General features: G+C 66.5%; 20 protein-coding genes and 1 pseudogene. 13 read left to right on the top strand and 8 right to left on the bottom strand.

Annotation, left to right across the window (positions count from 1 at the left end; all coding sequences use genetic code 11):
* Complete coding sequence (locus G0Q01_RS04770; protein WP_164213048.1) at positions 1-3,867, top strand: non-ribosomal peptide synthetase; 3,867 nt, start codon at positions 1-3, stop codon at positions 3,865-3,867.
* 21 nt (positions 3,868-3,888) lie between these two features.
* Here the strand turns inward: G0Q01_RS04770 and G0Q01_RS04765 are convergent, their stop codons facing one another.
* Positions 3,889-4,764 carry an alpha/beta hydrolase gene (locus G0Q01_RS04765; protein WP_164193698.1) on the bottom strand — a complete coding sequence of 292 codons (876 nt, stop codon included), beginning with the start codon at positions 4,762-4,764 and terminating at the stop codon, positions 3,889-3,891.
* A gap of 147 nt (positions 4,765-4,911) precedes the next feature.
* On the opposite strand from G0Q01_RS04765, the gene G0Q01_RS04760 reads away from it, so the two are divergent.
* Genes G0Q01_RS04760 through G0Q01_RS04745 form a run of 4 tightly spaced genes read left to right on the top strand, consistent with a single transcriptional unit; the run spans position 4,912 to position 8,380 of the window.
* Complete coding sequence (locus tag G0Q01_RS04760) at positions 4,912-5,997, top strand: ABC transporter substrate-binding protein (RefSeq protein WP_164193897.1); 1,086 nt, start codon at positions 4,912-4,914, stop codon at positions 5,995-5,997.
* Positions 5,994-7,037: an iron ABC transporter permease gene (locus G0Q01_RS04755; RefSeq protein WP_164193694.1), complete on the top strand. Its 1,044-nt coding sequence runs from the start codon at positions 5,994-5,996 to the stop codon at positions 7,035-7,037. Before G0Q01_RS04760 ends, G0Q01_RS04755 begins: the two co-directional genes overlap by 4 nt.
* The gene (locus G0Q01_RS04750) at positions 7,034-7,819 is read left to right on the top strand and encodes an ABC transporter ATP-binding protein (protein WP_164193691.1); all 786 of its coding nucleotides are present in this window, start codon (positions 7,034-7,036) and stop codon (positions 7,817-7,819) included. Before G0Q01_RS04755 ends, G0Q01_RS04750 begins: the two co-directional genes overlap by 4 nt.
* 18 nt (positions 7,820-7,837) lie before the next feature.
* Positions 7,838-8,380, top strand: a complete 543-nt coding sequence (locus G0Q01_RS04745; RefSeq protein ID WP_164193687.1) for a cytochrome b — start codon at positions 7,838-7,840, stop codon at positions 8,378-8,380.
* 135 nt (positions 8,381-8,515) lie between these two features.
* On the opposite strand, the gene G0Q01_RS04740 is transcribed toward G0Q01_RS04745, so the two are convergent.
* The 4 genes from G0Q01_RS04740 to G0Q01_RS04725 form a co-directional block, all read right to left on the bottom strand.
* Entirely contained in the window at positions 8,516-9,628 is a 1,113-nt protein-coding gene (locus tag G0Q01_RS04740) for a site-specific DNA-methyltransferase (RefSeq protein WP_164193684.1), read from the bottom strand.
* 89 nt (positions 9,629-9,717) lie between these two features.
* Positions 9,718-10,347, bottom strand: a complete 630-nt coding sequence (locus G0Q01_RS04735; protein ID WP_164193681.1) for a ribonuclease HII — start codon at positions 10,345-10,347, stop codon at positions 9,718-9,720.
* 37 nt (positions 10,348-10,384) lie between these two features.
* The gene (locus G0Q01_RS04730; protein ID WP_164193677.1) at positions 10,385-11,311 is read right to left on the bottom strand and encodes a tyrosine recombinase XerC; all 927 of its coding nucleotides are present in this window, start codon (positions 11,309-11,311) and stop codon (positions 10,385-10,387) included.
* The gene (locus G0Q01_RS04725; protein ID WP_095883756.1) at positions 11,308-12,012 is read right to left on the bottom strand and encodes a DUF484 family protein; all 705 of its coding nucleotides are present in this window, start codon (positions 12,010-12,012) and stop codon (positions 11,308-11,310) included. The genes G0Q01_RS04730 and G0Q01_RS04725 overlap by 4 nt, the downstream gene beginning before the upstream one ends.
* Before the next feature lie 202 nt (positions 12,013-12,214).
* On the opposite strand from G0Q01_RS04725, the gene G0Q01_RS04720 reads away from it, so the two are divergent.
* Positions 12,215-12,532, top strand: coding sequence for an antibiotic biosynthesis monooxygenase (locus G0Q01_RS04720; protein ID WP_095883755.1), 318 nt, complete (start codon positions 12,215-12,217; stop codon positions 12,530-12,532).
* Between the two features lie 25 nt (positions 12,533-12,557).
* On the opposite strand, the gene G0Q01_RS04715 is transcribed toward G0Q01_RS04720, so the two are convergent.
* Complete coding sequence (locus G0Q01_RS04715) at positions 12,558-13,253, bottom strand: winged helix family transcriptional regulator (protein WP_164193674.1); 696 nt, start codon at positions 13,251-13,253, stop codon at positions 12,558-12,560.
* Positions 13,254-13,537: 284 nt separating this feature from the next.
* Between G0Q01_RS04715 and G0Q01_RS04710 the strand changes: the two genes are divergently transcribed.
* Positions 13,538-13,945 (top strand): universal stress protein, encoded by a 408-nt coding sequence (locus tag G0Q01_RS04710; RefSeq protein WP_164213047.1) that lies wholly within the window; start codon positions 13,538-13,540, stop codon positions 13,943-13,945.
* 66 nt (positions 13,946-14,011) lie between these two features.
* Here G0Q01_RS04710 and G0Q01_RS04705 read toward each other — a convergent pair whose 3' ends face one another.
* Positions 14,012-15,073, bottom strand: a complete 1,062-nt coding sequence (locus tag G0Q01_RS04705) for an SDR family NAD(P)-dependent oxidoreductase (RefSeq protein WP_164193668.1) — start codon at positions 15,071-15,073, stop codon at positions 14,012-14,014.
* Between the two features lie 578 nt (positions 15,074-15,651).
* On the opposite strand from G0Q01_RS04705, the gene G0Q01_RS04700 reads away from it, so the two are divergent.
* The 4 genes from G0Q01_RS04700 to G0Q01_RS04685 all read left to right on the top strand — a co-directional run bounded on the left by G0Q01_RS04700 (position 15,652) and on the right by G0Q01_RS04685 (position 19,603).
* Positions 15,652-15,870 carry a hypothetical protein gene (locus tag G0Q01_RS04700; RefSeq protein ID WP_203594904.1) on the top strand — a complete coding sequence of 73 codons (219 nt, stop codon included), beginning with the start codon at positions 15,652-15,654 and terminating at the stop codon, positions 15,868-15,870.
* 220 nt (positions 15,871-16,090) lie between these two features.
* Complete coding sequence (locus tag G0Q01_RS04695) at positions 16,091-17,011, top strand: hypothetical protein (RefSeq protein ID WP_164213046.1); 921 nt, start codon at positions 16,091-16,093, stop codon at positions 17,009-17,011.
* 143 nt (positions 17,012-17,154) lie between these two features.
* Positions 17,155-18,126, top strand: coding sequence for a nucleotidyltransferase family protein (locus G0Q01_RS04690; protein WP_164193643.1), 972 nt, complete (start codon positions 17,155-17,157; stop codon positions 18,124-18,126).
* Between the two features lie 154 nt (positions 18,127-18,280).
* Positions 18,281-19,603 (top strand): UDP-glucose/GDP-mannose dehydrogenase family protein, encoded by a 1,323-nt coding sequence (locus G0Q01_RS04685; RefSeq protein WP_164213045.1) that lies wholly within the window; start codon positions 18,281-18,283, stop codon positions 19,601-19,603.
* A gap of 2,035 nt (positions 19,604-21,638) precedes the next feature.
* On the opposite strand, the pseudogene G0Q01_RS27280 reads toward G0Q01_RS04685, so the two are convergent.
* A pseudogene (locus G0Q01_RS27280) lies at positions 21,639-22,070 on the bottom strand (right-handed parallel beta-helix repeat-containing protein); the annotation flags it as partial.
* 872 nt (positions 22,071-22,942) lie between these two features.
* Between G0Q01_RS27280 and G0Q01_RS04675 the strand changes: the two are divergent.
* Both G0Q01_RS04675 and G0Q01_RS04670 read left to right on the top strand, forming a co-directional pair.
* On the top strand, positions 22,943-24,136 hold the full coding sequence (locus G0Q01_RS04675) for a glycosyltransferase (RefSeq protein ID WP_164196756.1): 1,194 nt from the start codon (positions 22,943-22,945) through the stop codon (positions 24,134-24,136).
* Complete coding sequence (locus G0Q01_RS04670) at positions 24,133-25,377, top strand: glycosyltransferase family 4 protein (protein WP_164196755.1); 1,245 nt, start codon at positions 24,133-24,135, stop codon at positions 25,375-25,377. The genes G0Q01_RS04675 and G0Q01_RS04670 overlap by 4 nt, the downstream gene beginning before the upstream one ends.

Genomic DNA, 25,377 nt, shown 5'->3' with positions numbered 1-25,377 from the left:
ATGGCGACGGGGCGCGCGGCTTTCCCGCTGACCGAGGCGCAGGAGGGCCTGTGGTATGCACAGGCGCTCGACCGCGCGAACCCGATCTTCAACTGCGGCCAGTACATCGAGCTGCTCGGCCCGCTCGACGTGGACCGCTTCGCCCGCGCCTTCGAGACGGCGGCGGCTCAGAGCCCGGCGCTGCGTCTGCGCTTCGGCATGCAGGGCGGCGCGCCGCGGCAATGGCTCGCAGAGGTGGGACCGCGGCTCGAAGTGGTGGACCTTTCGGGGCTGGACGATCCCGAGGGAGAGGCCCGGGCCCGGATGATGGCTGACAGTGGCCGCGCTGTGGATCTTGCCGACGAACAAGCCGGGCGCTTCGTGCTCTACCTCCTCGGCGGGGCCCGGGCCTTTTGGTACGAGCGCATCCACCACCTTGCCACCGATGGCTTCGGCATCGTGCTGCTGACCAACCGCGTGGGCGAGATCTATTCCGCAGAGGCGACCGGCAAGACCCCCGCTGCCTTCCCGGCGCTGGACCCGGTTCTGGAGGACGACGCGGCCTATCGTCAGTCCGACCGCCGGGCCGCCGATGCCGCCTTCTGGCTGGCCGAGATGCGGGGCCTCGAGACGGTCGCCGGACCTGCCGAGGGGCGCGCGGTCACCTCGGCGCGCTTCGACCGCGCGCGATTGGACCTGCCGCCCGAGTTTTGCGAGGCGTTGAACTCCGTTTCCAAGGCGGCGGGCGTCGGCTGGCCGGATGTGCTCACGGTGCTCAGCGCGGCCTATTTCTCGCGCGTCTCGGGTGCGGGCGAGCGGGTTTACGGCCTGCCCTTCATGGCCCGCATGGGCACCAGAGCGGCCCGCGTGCCCTGCATGTGGATGAACGTCCTGCCCTATCGCTGCGACCCCGACGAGGACAGGCCGCTCCTTGAGCTTCTGAAAGCCGAGGCGAAGCGGCTCGGCGCGCTACGCAAGCATGGCCGCTATCGGTCGGAACAGCTGCGCCGGGACCTGCGGCGCACCGCCATCGACGCGCGGCTCTACGGCCCGATGATCAACGTCCAGCCCTTCGACATGCCGCCGCGCTTCGCCGGGCTCGAGGCGCATCTGCATATCCTCGGGGCCGGGGCGGTGGACGATATAACCGCCACCTTCCGGGGCGACGCGACCGCCTCGCTGTCTTTGGAGATCGACAGCAACCCGGAACTCTATTCGGCTGACGCGGCGCAGCGGCATCTCGACCGGCTGGCAGCGTTCCTGACGGCGGCGCTGAAGGCTGAGCGGCTCTCCGAGGTGCCGACACTGACGGCGGACGAAGAACGTTGGGCGGTCGAGGAGGTCAACGCCACCGATCATGAGATTCCCGACACCACGCTCACCGAGCTGATCCTCGCGCAGATGCGCGCCGCGCCCGAGGCGCCGGCGGTTGTCTATGGCAAGAAGACGCTCAGCTACGCCGAACTGGACCGCCGCTCCGCCGCGCTTGCCGCCGCGCTGCGCGCGCAGGGCGCCGGGCCGGGCAAGGTGGTGGCCACGGCGCTGCCGCGCTGCGAACATCTGGCCGTCGCGCTGGTGGCCATCCTGCGCGCCGGCGCCGCCTATGTGCCGCTCGACCCCGAGAATCCGCCCGCGCGGCTTGCCGCGCTGCTCGAGCGCACCGGCGCGGTCGCGCTGCTGGCGGAGGGTGATCTTGACGCCGGGGGCATGGCCGCCTTTGCGCCCGGGTCATGGCCCGCGACCGGCGCGGCGCCGGAGCCCGGCACCACGCCGGACGATCTGGCCTATATCCTCTTTACCTCCGGCTCCACCGGCGAGCCCAAAGGCGTGATGATCGAGCACCGCGCGATCGTGAACCGGCTTCTGTGGATGCGCGACCATTACGGTATCGATACCACGGATCGCATCCTGCAGAAGACGCCGACCACCTTCGACGTCTCGGTCTGGGAGCTGTTCCTGCCCTATCTCTGCGGCGGCACGCTGGTCTTTGCCGAGCCGGGTGCGCATCGCGATCCCTCGGCCATCGCCGGGCTGGTGCGCACGCAGGGCATCACCACGATGCATTTCGTGCCCTCGATGCTCTCGGCCTTCCTCGAGGCCCCGGCCTCCGAGGGGCTGTCGCTGACCCGCGTCTTCTGCTCGGGCGAGGCGCTGACCGCCGAACACCGCACGCGGTTCCACGCGCGGGTAACGGCCCAGCTCCACAATCTCTACGGCCCGACCGAAGCGGCGGTGGACGTGACCTATTGGGAGGCCGCCCCCCAGGACGACAGCCTGCCGCTGCCCATCGGTTTCCCGGTGTGGAACACCCGCGTCCAGGTGCTCGACGCGCGCCTGCGCCCGGTGCCGCCCGGGGTGCACGGACAGCTCTACCTCGGCGGGGTGCAGCTGGCGCGGGGGTACCTCGGCCGCCCCGACCTGACCGAGCAGCGTTTCATCCCCGATCCCTTCCGCCCCGGCGAGCGGCTCTATGCGACGGGCGACTTGGCCTATCTGCGGCCCGACGGCGCGGTGGTCTACGCGGGCCGGGCCGATCATCAGGTGAAGATCCGCGGCATGCGCATCGAGCCGGGCGAGATCGAGGGCGCGATCAAGGCGACGGGGCTGGTGCGCGATGCGGTGGTGATCGCCCGCGCCGACGGCGGCGCGGACCCGCGTCTCGTGGCCTATGTGCTGACGGGGGCGCGCTTCGACAGCGCGCCGCTCATGGCGGAACTGGCGACCGCGCTGCCCGCGCATATGGTGCCCTCTGCGGTGGTGGCGCTCCAGAGCTGGCCGATGACCAGTTCGGGCAAGCTCGACCGCAAGGCGCTGCCCGCGCCGGTGCTCGAGATGCCCGTCGGCACACCTCCGGTCGGCCCGGTCGAGGAGCGTCTCGCCGCCCTCTACCGCGACGTGCTGCACCTGCCCCAGACACCGAGCCGCGAGGCGGATTTTTTCGACCTTGGCGGCGACAGCCTGACCGCGCTGACCCTCAGTTTCCGCATCGAGGCCACCTTCGGGCAGGATTCGGGGCTGGGGCAGATCTTCGAAACCCCGGGGCTTGCCCAGCTCGCCCGGGCGCTCGAGATGGCGGAGACGGCGCAGGCGGGGCTCGCGCCGCTGCTGCCGCTGGCCGAGGGGGAGGGCGCGCCGCTCTTCATCCTGCATCCGGCGGGCGGGCTCGGCTGGGGCTACCGGCGACTGGCGCGGACGTTGACGACGCCGCGCCCGGTCTTCGCCGTGCAGTCGCCGCTGCTGACCGGCGCGCCGCTGCCTGGCACCCTGCGCAGGCTCGCCGTAGATTACGCCGACCGGATCGAGGCGCAGGCGCCGCGAGGCGTGATCCATCTCGCCGGGTGGTCGGTGGGCGGTATCCTGGCGCAGGAGATCGCGGTGGAGCTGGCGACGCGCGGCCGCGCGCCGGGGCTTGTCGCCCTGCTCGACAGCTACCCCGCCGAGTGCTGGCGGGCCGAACCCGAGCTTTCGGACGCCGAGGCGCTGCGCGCCCTCTTGGCCATTGCCGGTCACGACCCGGACAGCCATCCCGAACTCGACAGCCGCGCGGCGGTGGTGGGCTTTCTCAAGCAGGGCGGCACGCCGCTCGGCAGCCTGCCGGAGGCGGTGCTCGACGCGGTGGTATTGCTCGTTACCGGCACCAACCGGTTGATCCGGGGCCATGAACACCGGCGCTACTCGGGCACGCTCACCCATGTGCGTGCGGCGCGTGACCACGCCGGGCGCGACCTGCATGCCGGGCTTTGGGACGCCCACGCAGCGCGGGTCGAGCCGCTCGATCTGCCGCTGCTGCATCCCGAGATGGTCTCGCAGGTTGCGGCCGAGGCACTGGGGCCGGAATTCTCGGTGCGCATGGCGCAGGCCGAGGCGCTGCTGCGGGAGAGGGCTTGAGCCAGGGCCCGGTTTCGCTTTCTACCGGGCCGCCAACGCCAGCGTCCCGGGCAGCGAGGCCGGGAGCGAGGCGATATGCACCGCGCCGGGGTAGACCTGGGCCGAGATCTCTAGCCCGGCGGGCGCACCGCGAAGCTGCTCGATGATCCGCTGGGTGGGCGGGGGCGGTCCCTCGGGCTGCGGCCCGGCGCTGCCTGTGCGCTTCTCCTTGTCGCCCATGCCGAAGTGCAGTGCCCGGGGCGGGCCTGCGGCGATGCCGCGCTGCGAGACAAGCCGGGCGACCAGCGTCTCGTCCCACCAGACCGACGGGCTGATTGCGGCGAAGCGGGCAAAGCTGTCTGGCCTTGTCAGCGCGGTATAGAGCGTGAAGAGCCCGCCGAAGCTGTGCCCCCAGAGCGTTCGCCTTGCGGCGTCGACCGGCAGGCCATGCTCGACCTCGGCGCGAATGCCACCGGTCAGCCGGGCGAGATAGGCCTCGGCGCCGCCGGCGCGCCGCTCGGGGTGGTGCGGGTCGGGCCGCGGCGCGGCGCCGGGCGCCACGGGCGGAGAATAGTCGAAGATGCGATGGCTGCGGGCAAACTGCTTGTCGGTGTCGTAACCGATCCCGGCGACGATCAGCCCAGGTGCTCCTTCGAGCAGCGCGGCCGTCAGGAAGTCGAAGGCCGCATTCCCGTCGAGCAGGTAGAGGATCGGCCAACCTCTCTTCGGCGCGGGTGCCTTGGGAACCGCAAGGAAGAGCCGCGTTGCGGGCACGTCGGGAGCGTCCGGGCCGCAGGTTTCGCGCGGCAGAACGCGACTGGTGAGGACGTGCGAAGAGACTGGCGTCGCGAGGATTTCCAGCGTTGCGTCCCGTCCGCGATGCGGCGGCAACGGGGTCTGCGGGGCAGTTTCGCACATGGGATCCGCTCTCGGGCTTATTAGTTGACAATACCACTCAAGTAATTTCCCTTGGCCCCGGCTGCAATGGCCGATCATGCCGAAGAAAGGACTCTCATGACGCCGCGTCTCAGGCATCCGTGCATTCTTACCTCGAGCTGGCTTTTGATGGGTCTTTCCGTGGTTCTGGCGTCGCTGCTGCTCGGGGCGGGCTCGGCGCGCGCCGAGATTCGGGTGACCGACCTGGCCGGGCGCGAGGTGGTGCTGGAAGAACCGGCGCGGCGGATCGTGCTGGGCGAGGGGCGGCATCTTGCGGTGCTGGGCATGCTGCACGCGGACCCGGTGGCGCTGCTGGCGGGCTGGCGGCAGGACAAGGGACTCGATCCGGCGACCTATGAGGCCTATCTCGCGAAGTTCCCGGCGCTGGCTGACGTGGCGCCGGTGGGGGCAGGCAACCGTCTGCTCTCGGTCGAGAGCACGATCGCGCTGATGCCCGACCTCGTGTTGCTGAGCCTGATGGACGCGACGGACCCGCAGATGGAGATGCCGCTGCGCCAGCTGGACGCGGCGGGCATTCCGGTGGCCTTTGTCGACTTCTTCACCGCGCCGCTCGAGAACACCCTGCCGAGCCTGCGGCTGATCGGTGCGCTGACCGGGGCCGAAGAGAGGGCAGAGGCGTTTGCCGGTTTCTACCAGAGCCACCTCGACAAGGTCCGGGCCACGCTGAAGGCCGCTCAGCCTGCGCCGCCGCGGGTCTTCATCCACGTGCATGCCGCGCCGACCAACTGCTGCGCCACCGTGGGGCCGGGGGTCTTTGACGAGTTCGTCGAGGCCGCGGGAGGCTACAACATCGGCCGTGACAGCGTGCCCGGGGTGATGGGCAACGTCGGGCTGGAGAACCTGCTGGCCTCGGACCCGGATGTCTACCTCGCCACCGGCGGCGCGCATATGAAGGCCCGCGGCGGGTTGGTGCTGGGCGCGGGGATCGGCGCAGAGACGGCGGCGCAGAGCTTCGCCGCGCTGCTCGCCACCCCCGGCTTCGCCGACCTCCGGGCGGTGCGAGAGGGGCGGGCCATCGGCATCTGGCACCTGTTCAACGATTTCCCGGCGCATATCGCGCTGATCGAGGCGCTGGCCAAGCGCTTCCACCCGGACCTCTTCCCGGATCTTGACCCGATGGCCACCATGGCCGAGTTCGAGGATCGCTTCTCGCCGGTCGAGATGACCGGAAGCTACTGGACCCCTGCCGAATGAGCGCGGTCCAGGCGATCCTTGCCGAGCAGTCGCGGCGCAGCCAGCGCCGGGTTCTGCTCGTCGCCCTGCTGGGACTGGGCGCGGGGTTCTCGGTGCTTCTCGATCTGGTCTCGGGGCCGTCGGGCTTGCCGCTCGGGCAGGTGCTTGGCGCTTTGACCGGGGCAGGCGAGGTGCCGAAGGCCGCAGAGGTGATCGTCTGGCAGGTCCGCCTGCCGGTCGCGATCATGGCGCTGCTCGTGGGCGCGGCGCTGTCACTCTCTGGGGCCGAGATGCAGACCGTGCTCGACAACCCGCTGGCCGAACCCTTCACGCTCGGCATCTCGGCCTCGGCGGCGCTTGGCGCGGGGGTGGCGATCGTGCTGGGGCTGTCCTTGCCGGGCATCCCGGCGCTCTGGTCGGTGTCGGGCAACGCCTTTGTCTTCGCGCTTCTGGCGCTGGGGCTGCTGCAGCTGGCATCCGCCTTGCGGGGCGGCGGCTCCGAGGTGGTCATCCTGCTCGGCATTGCGGTCAACTTCACCGCCGCGGCGCTGCTGGCGCTGGTGCAATTTGTCGCCTCGCCGGATGCGCTGCAGCAGCTGGTGTTCTGGACCATGGGCAGCCTCGTCAACGCGCGCTGGGAGGGCATCGCAATGCTGGCGCTGGTGCTGGCGGCCTGCCTGCCTTTCTCGCTCGCCGCGTCGTGGCGGCTGACGGCGCTGCGGCTCGGGGCCGATCAGGCGCAGGGCTTCGGGCTCGACGTGGCGCACCTGCGGCGCTGGACGCTGGTGCGGGTGAGCCTGCTGGCGGCGGCGTCGGTCTCCATGGTCGGCGTGATCGGCTTCGTCGGCCTCGCCGGGCCGCATATTGCGCGGATGGCAGTGGGCGAGGATCACCGTTTTCTGCTGCCGGCAAGCCTCTTCACCGGGGCACTGCTGATGTCGCTCGCCTCGGTTGCCTCGAAGCTGCTGGTGCCCGGGATCCTGCTGCCGGTGGGGATCGTGACCTCGCTGGTCGGCCTGCCGGTGTTCTTTGCTCTCGTGCTGCGGAGGGAGGCGCGATGAGCCTTGATATTCGCGATCTGACCGTCGCGCGTGGTCCGCGCCGGGTGATCGACGGTCTGAGTTTGCCGCCCTTCGCCATGGGGGAATTCGCGGTGATCGCCGGGCCGAATGCGGCTGGCAAATCGACCCTGCTGCGGGCGATTGCCGGGCTGCTGCCCTCGACTGGAGAGATCACGCTGGAAGGTCGGGCGCTGCACGCCCTGCCGCGCGCCGAGCAGGCCCGGCTCGTGGGCTTCATGCCGCAGAGCCTCGAGAGCCGTTCGGCGCTGACAGTGCTTGACAGCCTGATGGTGGCGATGAACGCGGGCGGCGGTCTCGCGGGGCGCGCGCTGCGCGGCCCTGCGGCGGGGCGGCATGCGCTGGAGGTCCTGGCGCGCTTCGGTCTGGCCGAGCTGGCGCTGCGCCCCATGGCGGCGCTTTCTGGCGGGCAGCGGCAGGCGGTGGGGCTGGCGCAGGCGATGATCCGCGATCCGAAGCTCCTGCTGCTCGACGAGCCGACTTCGGCGCTTGATCTGGCACGGCAGTTCCAACTGCTGTCGGAGGCGCGAAAGCTGGCCCGCGAGGGGCGCATCGTGATCGCCGTGCTGCACGATCTGGCGCTGGCGGCGCAGTGGGCCGACCGGGTGGTGCTGCTGGAAGGCGGCGCCCTGCGCGGTTCGGGCGCGCCCTCGGACGTGCTGACACCGCGGAGCCTGTCGCAGGTCTATGGCATCGATGCTCGGGTCGAACGCTGCTCGGAAGGGCGGGTGATGGTCATGGTCGACGGGCTCTCGCAGCCCTGACTTTCAGGAGAGATTACGATGCAGATTTTCGACAGCTCTGACCGCTACGGCGCGGTCTCGCGGGGGCTGCACTGGGCGGTGGCGGTGCTGATCCTCTGGCAGTTCCTCGGCATGGGGCTGAAGCTGATCTTCGGACGCAATGATTTCGTCGGCTTCTTCGTCGGCACGCACCAGACGGTGGGCTTTGTCATCTTCTGGCTGGTGATGTTCCGCGCGCTGTGGGCGCTGGCGAGCCGCAAGCGCCGCCCGGATCATGGCACGGGGATGCTCGCCAAGGCCGCGGCCGCGGGCCACGGGCTTCTCTACGCGTTGATGATTGCCATCCCCACCCTGGCCCTGCTGCGCGCCTGGGGCGGAACACGGGGGTTTGCGCCGTTCGGGTTCGAGGTCTTTGCCCCGCGCGAGGTTGAGATCGCATGGGCCACGAGCCTGGCCGGACTGCTGCACGGCGAACTGGGCTGGGTGCTGGCAGTCTTGATCGTCGGACATATCGCCATGGTCGCCGTGCACGAGAGGTTTTGGCGCGACGGCACGCTGCGGAAGATGGCGGGGCGGCGCTGAGCCGCTCCGGCACGAAGCTAAATCACTGATACAGGGATAGAAAAAGCCCCGCCGCGCGGGTGCGCTGGCGGGGCAAGTTCGTGCCTGCCGAAGCAGGCACCGGCGGTCGTGAAACCTTTGTCTTGTTCCTGAAACTCAGTTCGGACGGTCGGCCATCTCGTCGCGGATCTGCTGGCGCAGCACGTCGATTGGCACAAGCTTGCCCTCGCGCTTGAAGTGCCAGTAGGTCCAGCCGTTGCACGAGGGTGCGCCCTCGAGCTGGGCGCCGACCTGGTGGATCGAGCCTTTAACTTCGTCGCCGATCAGCGTGCCATCGGCGCGCACCTTGGCGCTCTTGCCCGAGGAGGACACCAGCATCTCGCCGGGGCTCAGCATGCCGCGCTCGACCACCTGGCCGAAGGGCACGCGGGGCTCAGCGCGCTTGGCGCGGGTCACTTCCAGCGACGAGCGGTCGAAGGGGCGGATCGAGGCGATGCGCTTCTCGGCGACCTCGCGGTAGTCCGCCTCGCGCTCGATGCCGATGAAGTCGCGGCCCAGCATCTTGGCGACGGCGCCGGTGGTGCCGGTGCCGAAGAACGGGTCGAGCACTACATCGCCGGGGTTGGTCGAGCCGACAAGAACGCGATGCAGCAGCGAGGCGGGTTTCTGCGTCGGGTGCGCCTTGTCGCCGTTGGCGTCCTTCAGCCGCTCGCCGCCATTGCAGATCGGCAGCACCCAGTCGGAGCGCATCTGCACGCCTTCGTTCAGCGCCTTCAGCGCCTCGTAGTTGAAGGTGTACTTGGCGCCCTCGCTCTTCGAGGCCCAGATCATCGTCTCATGGGCGTTGGTGAAGCGCTTGCCGCGGAAGTTCGGCATCGGGTTCGACTTGCGCCAAACGACGTCGTTGAGGATCCAGTAGCCCGCATCCTGCAGCGCCGCGCCGACGCGGAAGATGTTGTGATAGGAGCCGATGACCCAGAGCGCACCGTTCGGCTTCAGCAGGCGCTTGGCGGCCTTGAGCCAGTCGCGGGTGAAGCGGTCGTAGACAGCGAAGCTGTCGAATTGGTCCCAATGGTCGTCGACGGCATCGACGCGGGAGTTGTCGGGGCGGTGCAGATCGCCCTTCAGCTGAAGGTTGTAGGGGGGATCCGCGAAGATCAGGTCAACCGACGCCTCCGGCAGCGCATTCATCTGCTCGATGCAATCGCCGGAAAGAATCGTGTTGAGCGGGAGCGCAGTTGCGCCCTTGGTTTTCGTCATTGCTGTCATTCTCTGCCTCTGCCCCGGCGCATTTTTGCGCTCTTGGATTGGGGATAAAATGAGGGAACAGCGAATCGGGGTCAATTTGTTTTTTTAAATCAGGACCTTACGTTTGCGTCTTGATACAAGATATTGTGTATGGGTGCGAAGGATCTTCTATGGTGTGGGGTCACACCGAAATCTCGAAGGCCATCCATGTGTCTTTTGGAGCCGTAGCCTGCGTTCGTTTCCCAGCCGTAATGGGGATACTGTTGCGCCAAGTCCCGCATCAGATCGTCGCGCCAGATCTTCGCGACGATCGAAGCAGCCGAGATACTCACAGACTTACCATCCCCCTTAACCACAGCCGTCGCGGGGCAGGGCAGATCGGACGGCAGGCGGTTGCCGTCGATCAGCAGATGCGCGGGGGCGGTGGGCAGTGCCGCAACGGCACGGCGCATGGCGAGGTAGGTGGCCTGCAGGATGTTGATCTCGTCGATCTCCTCGACCGAAGCCACGCCCAGGCCGACCTGCGCCTGTGCGCGGATGATCGGCTCGAGCGCCTCGCGGCGCTTGAGGGTGAGTTTCTTGGAGTCGTTGAGCCCGAGGGGGATCAGCGCCGGATCGAGGATCACCGCGGCGGCGACCACCGGCCCGGCGAGCGGCCCGCGGCCGACTTCATCCACCCCGGCGACCAGCGCGCCTTCGGCCCAGAAGGGCGACTCGAAAGATGTATCAGGTGCTGTCATGCCGGTGTTCTGCGCCCTTGGGCGCAGCAGGGCAAGCTCAGCCCGCCTTGGGATGGGTGGCCTCGTAGACCTTCATCAGGTGCACGCTGTCGACCGAGGTATAGGCCTGGGTGGTCGAGAGCGAGGCGTGGCCCAGCAGCTCCTGGATGGCGCGCAGGTCGCCCCCGGCCGACAGCAGGTGCGTGGCGAAGCTGTGGCGCATGGCATGGGGCGTGGCACTGGCGGGCAGGCCAAGCTGCATGCGTGCCTTTTCGGTCACCGACTGGATCAGCCGGGCATTGAGCTTGCCGCCGCGGGCGCCCCGGAAAAGCGGGCTGTCGGGGGTGATCTCGAAGGGGCAGAGCCGCAGGTAGATCTCGACCGCGCGGCGTGCCACGGGGAGCACGGGCACGATGCGCTCCTTGCCGCCCTTGCCGAGAATGCGCAGCGACTCGTCGAACGGCCAGTCGGCGCCAGTCAGCCCCAGCGCTTCGGAGATCCGCAGGCCACAGCCGTAGAGCAGGGTGACCACGGCCGCGTCGCGCGCCCCGACCCAGCCCTCGCGCGACTGCATCTCGACGGTGTCGATCATCGCGCGGGCGGCGTCCTCGGTGAGCGGACGGGGCAGCTTTTTTTGGAACTTGGGCGCGCGCGCCGAAAGCACCGCGGTGGGCTCGAAGCCCTCGCGCTCGGCGAGCCAGCGGTAGAAGCTTTTCACCGCCGAGAGCTTGCGTGCCATGGAGCGGGCGGCGCAGCCATTGCCATGCAGGTGGGCGAGGAAGGCGCGCATGTCCGGCGTGGTCACCCGCGCCAGGGGCTTCAGCCCCTGCGGCTCGGCGTGGTGCATCGTCTGGAAGGCGATGAACTCGGCCACGTCGCCACGATAGGCGGTGATGGTGTTCTCCGAGGCGTTCTTCAGCGCGCGGGCGTGCTCGAGCCAGGTCTGCAGCGCGTCGCGCGCGGCGGGTGTGAGCGCGAGGCTCACGACAGCCAGCGCCGCATGGTGCGCTCGAAGACCCCGCCGAAGAAGGCGAGCAGATCGGTGCCCTGCTGCGGCGTGAACATCTGCGGATCCTCGGAGCCCATGACCAGCAGGCCGGGCAGGCGGCGCGGGCCGAAGTCGAGCTTGAGGCAGGCCTCGGAGCGGATCAAGTCAGCGCGCGGTCCGAAGATGCGGGTGTCGCCGGCGCCGAGCTGGCGCAGGGTAACCTGCCGCAGCGGCGCGTCGGTGCGCTCGGTAAGGTAGCTCGAGACGAAGCCGGGCTCGGCCAGGGACAACACGTCGCCGAGCTTGCTGACGGCGCGGGTGTCGTCGGGGTGGCCGGTTTCCAGCACCAGCCGCATGACGTCAACTCGCAGGATCGCGGCAACCTCGCCGTTGAGATCGCGCAGGAAGGGCTCGAAAGCCACCGGATCGAGCATTCGCAGGATGGCGCGATGGATCTGGTTGGTGCCGGCGAGGTTCTCGTAGGCGGCCGCGATGACGCTGCGGTGGGTGTCCTCGAGCCGGTCGAGGCGGGACTCCAGCCGCTCCATGGCGATGCCGCGCAGGTCCACGATATTGGAGCCCATGGCGCGTTCGTTCGACGCGATGAGCGCCTGCATCAGGTCGCGATCATCGAGAATCATGTCGGGGCGAGAGAGCAGCTGCTCGCGCAGCGTCTCGTCGATACGGGGACTGCTCATGCCTGTTCCGGTCTGTCCGTGCCTGTTCCGGGTGATCCGTGTTTTGTGCAGACCCTATCAGGTCCAACGCGTGATTGCGCCCCCTTTCTTGGACGACCGGCGTGTTTCCGCGAGGTGTGATGACCGCGCCGCGCGGCGAAGGGAAGGCTTTGGCGGCGCGGGGATTTCTGGCAGACTGCACGGGGCACAGGAGGAGGATCTCATGCCCACCATCACCCACCCCAGCTCCGCCCAGACGGTCGTCACCACATTCGAGACCAGCCCGGGCACCTGCCAGGACCTGCTCGAGGCGCTGGAAGAGGCCTATGACGCCTTTATCTCGAAGCAGCCGGGGTTCGTGGGGGCGGGCTTGCACGTGAACGACGCGCAGACCCGTATCGCCAATTACTCGCAATGGGAGCGGCGCGAGGATTTCCTCGCCATGCTGCGCAGCTCCGAGATGCGCGCCTGGAACCGCCGGTTCAACGATCTGTGCCGCAGCTTCGAGCCGGTGCTCTACGAGGTGGCGGCGGTCTACTGACCTTGCCACCCCGCCGCAGGGGGGCTCAGGCAGCCATCGTTCGCGCAGTGCCGCGGCGCTCGGAGACACGCAGCCGGTAGCCCTCGCCGCGCACCGTCTCGATGGCGAGCGCTGCCTCGACCGGGGCGAGATGGGCGCGCAGGTTGCACATGTAAACGTCAAAGACCCGCGGCGCCGGCTCGTTCTCGAAGCCGTAGACGTGGTTCATCAGCGTCTCGCGCGTGGCGAGGCGGCCGGGGCGCAGGGCGAGGAACTCGAGGATCTCGTAGAGCTTGGGCGAAAGCGAGAGCGTCGTGGCGCCGAAATGCACCCGGCGTTTCTCGAGGTCGAAGCGCAGCGGGCCGCAATCGCTGACCGGCAGCGACACGCCATGCGCGCGCCGCGCCACTGCGCCGAGGCGGGCAAGGATTTCTTCGGAGGAGGCTTCGGAGGGCAACACGGTGTCGGCGCCAGCCATCAGCCAGGCGGCGATCTGAGCGCCGTCCGCCTCTCGCGAGATGACCGCGATCGGCACCTCGGGATTCCGCTCGCGCAGACGGGTCAGCGTGGTCTGGTTTCGCAGCACGCTGGCCTCGATCACCAGGAGGTCGTGCGCGCCGATGCGGTGGAACTCTTCGATGTCCTCGGCGGCCTCGCAGCGGGTCAGCAGCGTGCCGGTCTGCGCCAAGGCGTGACCGAGGCTCATCATCTTCCAGGTGGTTTCAGCAATCAGATAACGCATGGGCGGGCTCCTCTTATGCACCGCGGGCGCTGGCCCGGCGGAAAATCCGTTCTCTTGGGGGCGAGGGTGACCATTCTTGCAGGTCTGCCGGGAAACCCGGGCCTCCCATGGATCTGGGCGGATCCGTCGGGGGAGGGCGGCGCGTTCTGCGGCCCGTTCCAAGGAGTAGCGCGCAATTGTGCCCGAAATGTGTTGCCAGCTTGGGGCGGGGAGGATGATTTGTATCAAGGCGCTATACCTTCGAAGAGCCCAAGATGCCGTCAGGTCAGGAAAGGAGAACTTTCATGTACAAGAACATTCTGGTGCCGATCGCATTCGACAGTGACTCGAAGGCGCAAAAATCCCTCGAGGTCGCCAAAGCGCTTGCCGAGCCCGGCGCGACGATCACCTTGCTGCATGTGCTGGAGCACATCCCGGGCTATGCCGTCACCTACCTGCCGCCGGACTATCTCCCGCAGTCCCGGGCCGCGCTGGAGAAGGAGCTCGGCGACATGGCGGCGAAGGTGCCGGGGGCCAAGGGCATCGTGATCGATGGGCACTCTGGGCGGTCTATTCTGGAATATGGCGAAGAGAACGCTTGCGACCTGATCGTCATTGCCTCGCACCAGCCGGCGATGAGCGATTACCTGCTCGGCTCGACCGCGGCGGTGGTCGTGCGCCACGCCCATTGCGCGGTGCATGTGCTGCGCTGAGGCAGGGGCAGGGAAACAGGCTGCGCGGGCGCCACGGGGCGGCCCGCGCGGGGGTATGGACCGCGGCTAGGAAATGCGCCGCAGATCGCCCGAGGCGAGCGAGGACTGCGACCAGTCGTTGGTGCCGTAGTAATCGCGGTACCAGTCGACGAAGGCCTGCACCCCCTTGGCGAGATCGGTGTCGGGGCGGTAGCCGGTCAGCCTGTGCAGCAGCGAGGCATCGGCCCAGGTCGCCGGCACGTCGCCGGGCTGCATGCACATGGGGTTGCGCCGAGCTTCGAGGCCGGTGGCCCGCTCGATGGCGGCGATGAACTCGCCGAGCGGCACGGCCTGCGAATTGCCGATATTGATCACCCGCCACGGCGCGACCGGGGAAAGCGAGTCTCCCTCGGGTACGATGCCGCCCTCTGGCCGCTTGGGCACCACGTCGATCAGCATCCGGATCCCCTGCACCAGGTCGGTGACATAGGTGAAGTCGCGCATCATCCGCCCATGGTTGTAGACGTCGATCGGCGCGCCGCTGAGGATCGCCTTGGTGAACTTGAAAAGCGCCATGTCCGGGCGGCCCCAGGGGCCGTAGACTGTGAAAAAGCGGAACATGGTGGTCGGCAGATCGTAAAGATGCGCATAGCTGTGCGCCATGCACTCGGTCGCCTTCTTGGTTGCCGCGTAGAAGGACATCTGGTGATCGGTGCGCTCGGATTCGGTGTAGGGCATTTCCTTGTTGGCGCCATAGACAGAAGAGGTCGAGGCCAGCAGCATGTGGCCCGGCTGATAGGCACGCGCCGCCTCGAGCAGTTCGAAGGTGCCCATCATGTTGCTTTCGAGATAGCTGCGCGGATCCTCGAGCGAGTGGCGCACCCCCGCCTGCGCCGCCAGATGCACAACGACGTCGGGCCTCTCGCGCGCGAAAATCTCGTCAAGCAAGCCTTTGGTCTCGATGGCGCTGTTGAGAACTGAGAAATCAGCGTGCTTCTGTAGTAGGGCCTGTCTGCGCCGTTTCAGCTCCACGTCATAATAGTTGGAAAGATTGTCGACCCCTACGACGCGAAACCCATCGTGCAGCAGTCGTTGACACAGATGGTACCCTATAAAGCCTGACGAGCCAGTGACCAAGGCCGTGCGCATCAATGAACTCCTACCAAAAAAAATATTTTAAGAAATCAATATCTATTGTCTTGTGGGCAGCTTGCGCACAACGCAAGAGCTTTCTGTTTTGAGGCCGGCTTTGCTCGGTGCACCGCCGGTCCCGGCCTATTCAAGCGGCGACTTGCCTTACGCGCGCTCGATCGATTTGCGAGACGCTAATGGCCCCTCGCGGAGTGCGAAGAGTGCACGAAACGGGTGATTCGAGCGAGCGGCTTGGCGCGCGGACAACCGGTTAAAGGGCCGTGCAGCGTGACGGCGCGGCGGCCCGGCCGGGCGTTCGCGAAATGTTGCCAGAGTGGAGAACAGAGATTTGCCTATTTTTTGGGCATCACCACCTCTGCAGCGCGTACGATCCGATCTGTCTCATAGGACTGTTACAGCAGTCTATTCTCTTGCAACGAAACGGCTTTGCCGCGCCGGCTGAAGATAATCCCGCAGCGCTCGCGTCGGCGCGCGGTGAAGTGTGTGTGCAGCCTCGGTTAACGCAGCCTTAAAGATAATTGGCACAACCAGCGGGCTGCGCTATAGTTCGAATCATTGGAAAAAGGAGTTTTAAAATGACTGACAAAACCCCCATGGGGGATTCTCTCGAGTCTCCTGGCCGTCGTGAATTGCTTGGCAAGGCCGGGAAATATGCAGCGGTGACGCCGCTGGCTGTGACCGCGCTGCTGTCGACCTCGATGCAGGCAAATGCCGGCGGCATCTTCCGTTCGGGCGGCGTGAACTGCAAACCCGGTCGCAAGTACAAGATGAAGAAGAGATACGGCTCGCATTAAGCCGGCCGGGCGTTTGTTTTACCCGGCTTCCTGATTTTCTTCATTTTCGAGAAGACGTAATTTGTTGAGTGAACCCCTTTTTGTCCTCCCCGCTGCAGGGGTCACGCTGGCGCAAGTGAACCGTCAGCATCTTCTCTTGGTCCCAGAGAAGGAACTTCTGTTTTCGGCCACTCCCCCGGTGGCCGAGGCTTGGGCAGGGTTTGAACTTGGCGTTGCGTCCGTGACATTGGATGCCGCTGCCGAAACAGGTGGCGGCATTCTTCTTGACCTGATGCAGATCGGCGCGCTCGAGCCGCTTGCGACCACCAGCGGCCCGGCACGGGTCGGCTGTTCCGAAACGCTCGATTTGGCCGGCGTTCATGTCGTGGTGGCCTTCGAGGATGACGCCCTGCGCACGGAGCTCATGCCCTGTTTCGCCCATTTGGCCGTGGCGCCCCGACGGGGCGATGCGCATCTGGTGGTGCAGCGCGACGGAGACCGCATCGGGATCGCGCGCCGCGATGGGGACATGGAGTGGGTGGCGCCGCACGAGGCGGTGCCCCTGCTCAAGATCAAGATGACCGAGACCCTCTTTGATCATACGCAATACATCATGCTGCACGCCGCGCAGCTTGGCAGGGATGGGCGGTGTCTGCTGCTGCTGGGCGACGCGGGAGCGGGCAAGAGCACGCTTGCGACCGCGCTAGAAGGCGCCGGATTTGCCCTGCTGAGCGATGACATCGTGCTGCTTTCGCAAAGCGGCGAGGCCTCGGCCCTGCCGTTCCCGGTGACGCTCAAGGAAGGATCGTGGTCCTTGCTCGACCACCGCCGGGCCGAGATTCAGGACGCCGGGCAGCACTTGCGCCCGGATGCGCTGAGCGTGCGTTACCTCGGCCTGTCGGGTGAGGCTGGCTGGAAGGACGTGAGCTGGGTGCTGAAACTTGACCGGCAGCAAGACGGCCCGGCCTCGGTCTCGGAGCTGTCGCTTGCCGAGACCTTCTCGGTGCTGCTCGGGGCCGCCTGGTCCGGCGAGGAGGCGATGTCGCCCGAGGTCTTCGAGGCCATGGCGGGTTGCCTGAATGGCGCGCGCTACGGGCGGCTGACCTATTCGGATTTGCAGCGGGCCCTCACCGAGGTGTCCCGCTTCTGCGAAGAGGGATGACCGGACCGCGAAGGGGGTATGAACTACTTGGAATTTCTGTTGAAAATGATTGTTGATAAGTGATTTTTAAGAATTCGATTTCAATTTACTGCGGTTTTTTTCAATCGCGTTGCGCCAATTTATAACGGCAATGGGACAGGCACATGAAAGCAGGCGTCGCAGCGTCCTCCCCGCTGGAACATCTCGGTCGTGCGCTCTGCGGCGATCTCGGGCATGTGCCGGATTGGCCGGGGCTGATCGGAACGGCGAACGACGAGTTTGTCACCCCGGCCCTGTTTCAAAGGCTGCGCCAGGACGACGTCCCGGCCGCCGAACCCGAGGCGATGGCCTATCTCGGAGAACTCGATTCCCTCAATTGTCGGCGGAATGGAAATCTCTGGGCCATGGTGACGGAATGCACGGGCCTGCTCAACGCCGAGGGCATCGTGCCGACCCTGATCAAGGGCGCCAGCGAGATGGCGCTCCAGGACGATCCGGCGCAATTCTACAGGCTGATGATCGACGTCGATCTGCTGGTCGAGCCCAGCGAGATCGCCCGCGCGCAGCAGCTGCTGACACAGGCGGGGTTCGAGCGGATCGAAGACAGCGAATACGCGCATTCCCCCGGCAGCTTCTGGAAGGCGGGGTACGTCGGCACGCTCGATCTGCATGCCGGTCTGCAATCCGACATCGGGCGCTTCCTGTCCGAGGGCGATTGGCTGGGCCGGCGCGAGCTGCGCAGCCGCGACGGGCTGCGGTTCTACGTTCCTGATGCGTCCATGCGCCTGTTGATCAACATCAGCCACGACATGCTGCATCACACCGGCCTCGCGCGCGGGGGTATCAGTTTGCGCTACCTCCTGCCGCTCCGCGCACTGCTCCGCAACGAGGGCGGCGCGCTCGACTGGCCCTGGCTGCTCTGGCTGCGCCGAGACCGCGGCTTCCGCCTCGCCTTCGATTTGCAGATGCTCATGCTGCAGGAACTCTTCGGCCTGCCACTTCCGCAGGGAGTACAGCCGGATCTTGCAACACGGGCTCTTCACCGGCGCCGCCTGATCAAGGCACGCCATCCCCGCCTGGCCGATCTGGAATGGGCCGTGGTGAAACCGATCTACTCCCGGCTGAAAAGGCATTGACCAATACAGCCATACGGCTGGTGCCTGCCCGTCTGGCACCACTTCCTCCCCTCATGAGGCCGCCAGCAGGCACAGCAAAGCGAATCTGCTTTGAGTTGTGCCTTGAGGGCGGTACATCATGCTCATTGTTATTGCTTTTCTGAGGATTGTTGCGATGAAGATTGCCATTATCGGCACCGGTTACGTGGGCCTTGTCTCGGGCGTGTGTTTCTCCGACTTCGGCCACGAGGTGGTGTGCGTCGACAAGGATCCGCGCAAGATCGAGATGCTCGAGCGCGGCGAGGTGCCGATCTACGAGCCGGGGCTGGACACGCTCATGGCCAAGAACGTCGAGGCGGGACGGCTGTCCTTCACCCTCGACCTGCACGCGGCCATCGACGGTGCCGAGGCGGTGTTCATTGCCGTTGGCACGCCGACCCGCCGCGGCGATGGCCATGCGGATCTGACCTACGTGATGGCCGCCGCCGAGGAAATCGCCAAGGCCGCCGATCACTACATTGTCGTGGTGACCAAATCGACCGTCCCCGTCGGCACCAACCGCAAGGTGCAGGAGGTGGTCGCCGCTGCCAATCCGGAGCTGGAGTTCGACGTCGCCTCGAACCCCGAGTTCCTGCGCGAAGGCGCGGCGATCGACGATTTCATGAAGCCCGACCGGGTCGTGGTGGGCGTCGAGAATGACCGTGCCGCCAAGGTGATGGAAGACATCTACCGCCCGCTCTACCTGCGGGATTTCCCGATCGTCACCACCGACCTCGAGTCCGCCGAGATGATCAAATACGCCGCCAACGCCTTCCTCGCGACGAAGATCACCTTCATCAACGAGATCGCGGCGCTCTGCGAGAAGGTCGGCGCGGACGTGAAGAGCGTGTCCAAGGGCATGGGGCTCGACGGGCGCATCGGCAACAAGTTCCTGCACGCCGGGCCGGGCTACGGCGGCTCGTGTTTCCCGAAAGATACCAAGGCGCTGGCCCGCATCGGCCAGGAACACGCCGCGCCGATCTCCATCGTCGAGACGGTGATCAAGGTCAATGAAGACACCAAGCGGCGGATGACCGACAAGCTGCTCGACCTCTGCGGCGGCTCGTTCAACGGCAAGAAGGTCGCCGTGCTGGGCGTCACCTTCAAGCCCAACACCGACGACATGCGCGACGCGCCCTCGCTGACCATCGTGCCGGCGCTGGTGGGCGGTGGGGCTTCGGTCTCGGTGGTCGACCCGCAGGGCAAGCGTGAGGGCGAAGCGCTGCTGCCGGGCGTGGCCTGGGAGGACGATCCCTATGCCGCGGCCAAGGACGCCGACCTGCTGGTCATCCTCACCGAGTGGAACGAGTTCCGCGCGCTTGATCTGCAGGCGCTGGCCAAGGGCATGGCAACGCCCCGCATGGCCGATCTGCGCAATATCTACACCTACGAGGATGCTCTGGCCGCTGGCTTCAGCGATTACGAGAGCGTTGGCCGCGGCGATCCCGCGACGGCCTGAAGTCAGGCCGGAAACGCAGATCGGGCGGCGCATGTCCTGCGCCGCCCGATCAAGGGTTTTCCGGTCAGAGCGCTGAGGCTCAGCCTAGAATGCTGTCGCTCGGCATGAACTCGAGCGCGTCGATGCGCAGCGGTTCGTTGCCGCTGTCGCCATGGCCCGCGAGCACGATCTCGTCGCCTGCTTCGATCTCGACATCCGAGATGACATGGCGGGTGAGCGTGTTCTTGTTCGCCAGGCGATCGCCGAGGTCGGCATCCCAGTGCCAGGAGTCGACGACCTCGCCGTTGACGCTGACCTCGAGGTAGGACACGCCATCGGTTTCGTCGAAATAGTCGACGCCGATGTCATAGGTGCCGGTTTCCCCGTCGAAGGTCGCCGTTGCCTCGGCATTGCCAAGCGCGCTCAGCACGTGGCCACCGGAGGCGGCCGCGATGTCGGAGACGCCGAAGCCCTTCTTGACGCTCGAGTCGAACTGGAAGGTCTCTGCTTCCATCCACAGCCATTCGCCGGAGCTGCTGGCGGCCTGTTCGCTGGAACCGTCGCTGGACCCGTCGCTGAGGCCGGTCATCTCGAGGCTGACCGTGTCGATGCGCAGCGGCTCGCGGCCATCGTGCTGGCCTTGGAGCGTGACGACGTCCCCCTCTTTCAGCTCGAGGTTCTCGACGACCTTGGAGGTGAGGGTGGTCTTGTTGGCCAGGGCGCTGCCCAGATCCTCATCCCAATCCCAGCTCGTGACCTTTTCACCGTTGACGAGGACCGCCAGCGAGCTCACGCCGTCGTTCTCATCGTAGTAGTTGACGGTGAGGCTGTAGACCCCGGCGTCGCCGTCGAAGGCCAGCGAGGCATCCTGCAGCGCGCCGCTCTCGTTCTGGATGACCTTGCCTCCCGAGGAGCCGGACAGCGACTTGACGACCCATCCGTCGGTGAGCTCGAGGTCTTCGGCCTCGACAGAGATCACTGTGCCGATCGCGTCGATGTTGCCGGTGCCGACTTCAGGGCCGGTTCCAGTTCCGGTGTCGACGAGCGAGTCCTCGATCTCGGCAGTCATCTCGAGGCTGACGGTGTCGATGCGCAGCGGCTCGCTGCGATCGTGCTGGCCCTGCAGGGTGACGACGTCACCTTCCTTGAGCTCGAGACCCTCGATCACCTTCGAGGTGAGGGTGGTCTTGTTGGCCAGCGCGCTGCCCAGCTCCTGGTTCCAGTCCCAAGTCGCGACCTGCTCGCCGTTGACGAGGACCGCCAGCGTGCTCACGCCGTCGTTCTCGTCGTAGTAGTTGACGGTGAGGCTGTAGACCCCGGCGTCGCCGTCGAAGGCCAGCGAGGCGCTCTGCAGCTCGCCGCTCTCGTTCTGGATCACTTTGCCGCCCGAGGAGCCGGACAGCGACTTGGTCGCCCAGCCTTCGGTGAGCACGAGATCTTCCGCCTCGACGGTGATCACGGTGCCGACGGAAGAGCCGGTGGAATCGCCGCCGCCCACGATGGTGGTCTCATCCGAGCCGTCGGTGACGTCGGAGATGTCGCCGCCGATATCGTCGCCATCGGTGACCGTATCGGAGAAGCCATCGAGCAGGCCGTTGATGTAGTCCTCGATGTTCGAGAAACCGTCGCCGTCCGCATCCTTGTTGGCGTCCGCGACGCTGGAGTTGGAGCCGATGATCTTCTCGTAATGGTCGGGAATGCCGTCGCCGTCGCTGTCCTTCAGCGCGTCGACGGGCGTGTGCTTGCCGTAACCGCCAACATCATCCGGCGAGTCGATCAGCTTGCTGGATTCATTGATCACGCTGTCGATAATGCGCTGGTCGATGTCGCTCAGCTCGCCGTTGACGCGCGCGCCGGCGTTCGCGAGGATCCAGTCGAGGGCTTCGGCCGCCGACATCACCTCGGTCGTGGCCGGGTCGAAGACGAAGTTCTTTTCGATCTGCGAGGTGTTCTCGCCGCCGATCTCGCCGACGTTGTCGGACACGTAGTACGCGGCCTCGCCGGTGCTGCCGATGAAGCGGATGGCTTCGCGACCGCTGGAGTCCTCGCCCTTGATGAAGGTGTTGCCGATCACGTGCACCGTCGAGGCGCCCGCCGCGACGAGGCCTTCGTTGCCGTAGTTGTAGATGACGTTGTTGATGAACTCGATGTTCTTCGCGTCATCCTTGATCAGCGCGTTGCGGAACTTGTTGCTGACAAGCAGGTTGCCGATGACGCTGACGTTCGAGCTGTGGTCGCCGATCAGCATGCCCATGCTGTGCTGACCCTTCGGGTGCAGAGACTCTTTCAGCGCCTCAGCCACGATGTTGTTCGAGATCGTGATGTTGCTCGGCGAGCCCCAGGTCGCGACGTTCTCGTCGATCGACCAGCTGATCGAGTTGCTGTCCAGAATGACGTGCTCGACCGTGTTGCCGGCCTTGCCGATCGAAATGCCGTCGCGGTCATCTGGGTTCTGCCCGTCGGGATCGTCCCCCGGACGCACGGTCATGCCACGGATGATCACGTTGCTTTCAACAACCCGAAGACGGGCGCCGGTCACGGTGATCCCCCCGGGCGCAGTCTGCCCGGCCAACGTGACGTCGCCGTTAATTTCGATGTGGCTGGTCAGATCGATTTGTCCGCCAACTTCGAAAACCACAATGCGCGGCCCGTCGAGATCTTCCAGAGCCCAGCGAAGCGAACCTTCCCCGGAGTCGTTCAGATTTGTAACTTTAACAATTTCACCACCACGGCCACCAGTTGCGCTTGCACCAAACCCCTGCGCTCCCTCAAACGCGAGAAGCTCTGAATTCTTGTCCACCATTATGTGACTTAGTCCCGATTAGTTGCTTTATGTAGTGTGCGAGTAGTTCCTTTGCGGTGGCTATCGGATACTCGCGGAGCGCTCGGGACGCATTCTGTCTGCAACTTTACCTTGGGGTATTGGGTGAGAATCCGCCGACTCGGCGTCGGTGAAAGATCGCCGGGCCGCGCGCTCTGTCGGTTCAAAGGGGGCAGCGAAATTGGAATTAAGGCGATAATGGGGCACACGAAGAGGGTGAGCCGGATCGCGAAACGCCGTAGTTAGTTAAGTTTCAACGCAATTTGTACGTTAAAGTTAAGTCATAGATCTACAATGGACAGGATTTGTCTCGCCTCCGGAAAGGCAGGTTTTTGCCGAGGAGCTTTTGCCCAAAAAATGGGCGGATCTTGAGTTTGCGCTGTTCGGTGCAAGCCGGCTGCGGCATAATCCGGGCGAGCGGCGTATGCTGCCCTCGCGGCAAGGGTCATTTTGGGCCGAATCGTTGTCGTGTCGTGGCGTCCCGCGAACCTGATTTTTGAACATTATCGACCAATTGTTTCTAATTATGTGGATTACCCATGCGACAGATCAGTCTGCTAGCCGTAACCAAGTCGACCGGGGGCATCGCCCTCTACAACAAGCTGCTCCTGACTGAACTGAGGCGGATCGGAGTACGGACCCACACGCTTTGCCTTTCCGAGAACAACGAGGCCTATGCCGCCGATCTTGCCCGGCGCGGCCTCAGCGCCGAGCCCCTGGACATGGCGCGCTACAGCATCGACTTCGGCGGCGACGCCCGGGTGCTGCGCCGGGTCATCGCGGCGGCCCGCGCGCAGGCGGCGGATGTAATTGTCTGCCACGGCAGCAAGTCGGGGTTCCTTGGCCGTGCCGCTGGGCGGATCACCGGCATCCCCGTTGTCTACCGTCAGGCGTCGATGCCCTTCCAGCGTCGGGTGCAGGGGGCCAAGGCGCCGCTCTACTGGGCGCTGGATTTCGTCGCCCGCGGCTTCGGCGGCCACGTCGTGACCCTGACCGATCAGGCGCGGCGGGAAACGCTCAAGGCACGGTTGATGCCGCCCGAGCGGGTCAGCGTGATCCGCACCGGCGTGGACGTGGAGCGGTTTCGCCCGCCCGCGGACCGGGCCGAGGCGCGCCGCGCGCTCGGGCTCGACCCGGACCGGCCCGTGGTAGGCTGGATGGGCCGCATCGAGCCGCAGAAGGCGCCGCTCGACTACATAGAGTCCCTGCGCGCTCTGGTCGGGCGCTACCCGCAGGCGCAATTCGTCATGGCCGGCGAAGGCCGGCTGCAGCGCGAGGTTGATCTGGCGCTGGCCGCGGCGGGGCTTTCGGACCGGGTGAGGATGCTGGGTTGGCAGTCCGACCCGGTCGCGGCGCTGCAGGCCTTCGACATCTATGTGCTCAGCTCGCATTGGGAGGGGCTGCCGATCACCCTGCTCGAGGCCATGGCCTGCGGCTGCTGCTGCATCTCCACCGACGTGGACGGATGCTCTGATGCACTCGAGGACGGTGTCAGCGGACGCCTCGTCGGGGCCGGCGACACGCGGGCGCTGGCCGATGCACTGGACAGCGTGCTGGGCGATCCCGACCTGCGCGCGCGCTACGCCGCGGCTGGACGGCTCCGCGTGGTGACACTTTTCGACAAGGAAACCATGGTCGCCAAATGGGTCGAGCTGCTCTCGACGCTGACCACCGGGCGGGCGCCCGTGCCGCTTGGAAGCACGGCGGAAGCGGCATCGGAGGGGGCGAAATGAACTCCGGCATCACATCCACCCTGACCCGGGCGACCGGCACAGCCGCGCCGGCGCCCAGCCAGCCGCTGCGTATCTGCATGATCATCTCCTCCTACCACCCGATCGTCGGAGGGGCGGAAAAGCAGGTGGCGCAACTCGCCGGACTGATGACCGGGCAGGGGCACGAGGTCTACATCCTCACGCGCCGCTATCCCGGGCTTGCTGCCGCCGAGACCATCGACGGCGTCAAGGTCCGGCGCATCGCCATGCGCAAGCCGGTCAAGGGCGTCGGCTTCATCCTCGGTGCCGCGCGCATGGTGCGCGATCTGAACCCCGACGTCATCCATTGCCACTCGCTCTTCTCCCCGGCGCTGGCCGGGGCGCTTGGCAAGCGCTGGACCAATGCGCCATTGCTTGCCAAGCCCATGTGCGGCGGCGAGGCGACGTCCATCGCCAGCAAGCCGCTCGGCCGACAGCGGCTGGCCTATATGGCGCGGGCCGTCGACCGGTTCCCGATGGTGAGCCGCGAGATCGAGACCGAGCTGACCGAACTCGGGGTGCCAGCGGCGAAGTTGCGGTACATCCCCAACGGCGTGGACGGCGCGCGCTTCTGCCCCGCCCGTACCCCGGTCGAGAAGGACAAGCTGCGCCTGAGCCTCGGCCTGCCCGCAGGGCCGCTCTTTCTCTTTGCCGGGCGGCTTGCGGCGCAGAAGCGCCTGCCGCTGCTGCTCGAGGCCTGGTCGGACGTCCGCGAAAGCATCCCGCAGGCGACGCTCGCCATCGCCGGGGCGAACCGCGCCTCGGGCTCGGGCTACCATGCAACTTTCGGCGAGGGCGATGAGATCCCTGCCGCGCTGCTCGAGCAGCCCGGGGTGCGTATGCTTGGCCATGTGGCTGACATGCCCAACCTGCTGCGGGCGGTGGATGTCTTCGTGCTGCCCTCGGCGCGCGAGGGTCTGTCCAACGCCCTGCTCGAAGCCTGTGCTTCGGGTCTGGCCTGCATCACCGCGCGCACCGGGGGCGCCATGGACTTCATGCGCGATGGTGAGAACGGACTGCTGTTCGAGGTCGACGACCGTCAGGCGCTGGCCACCGCGCTGGCGCAGCTGGCGACCGATGCCGAGCGCCGCGCCCGGCTTGGCGAGGCCGCGCTGCGCACAGTGGCCGAGAGCTACGACATCCGCCAGACCGCGACCTCGCTGCTGGCACAATATGTCGAGTTGGGCGCCGGCACCCGCGCCGCCACGGCGGGGAGGCGCTGA

Origin of the sequence: Salipiger sp. PrR007 (assembly GCF_010499845.1) — a bacterium.
Lineage (GTDB): Bacteria > Pseudomonadota > Alphaproteobacteria > Rhodobacterales > Rhodobacteraceae > Salipiger > Salipiger pacificus_A.
This window is presented reverse-complemented; position numbering and strand designations above follow the sequence as displayed.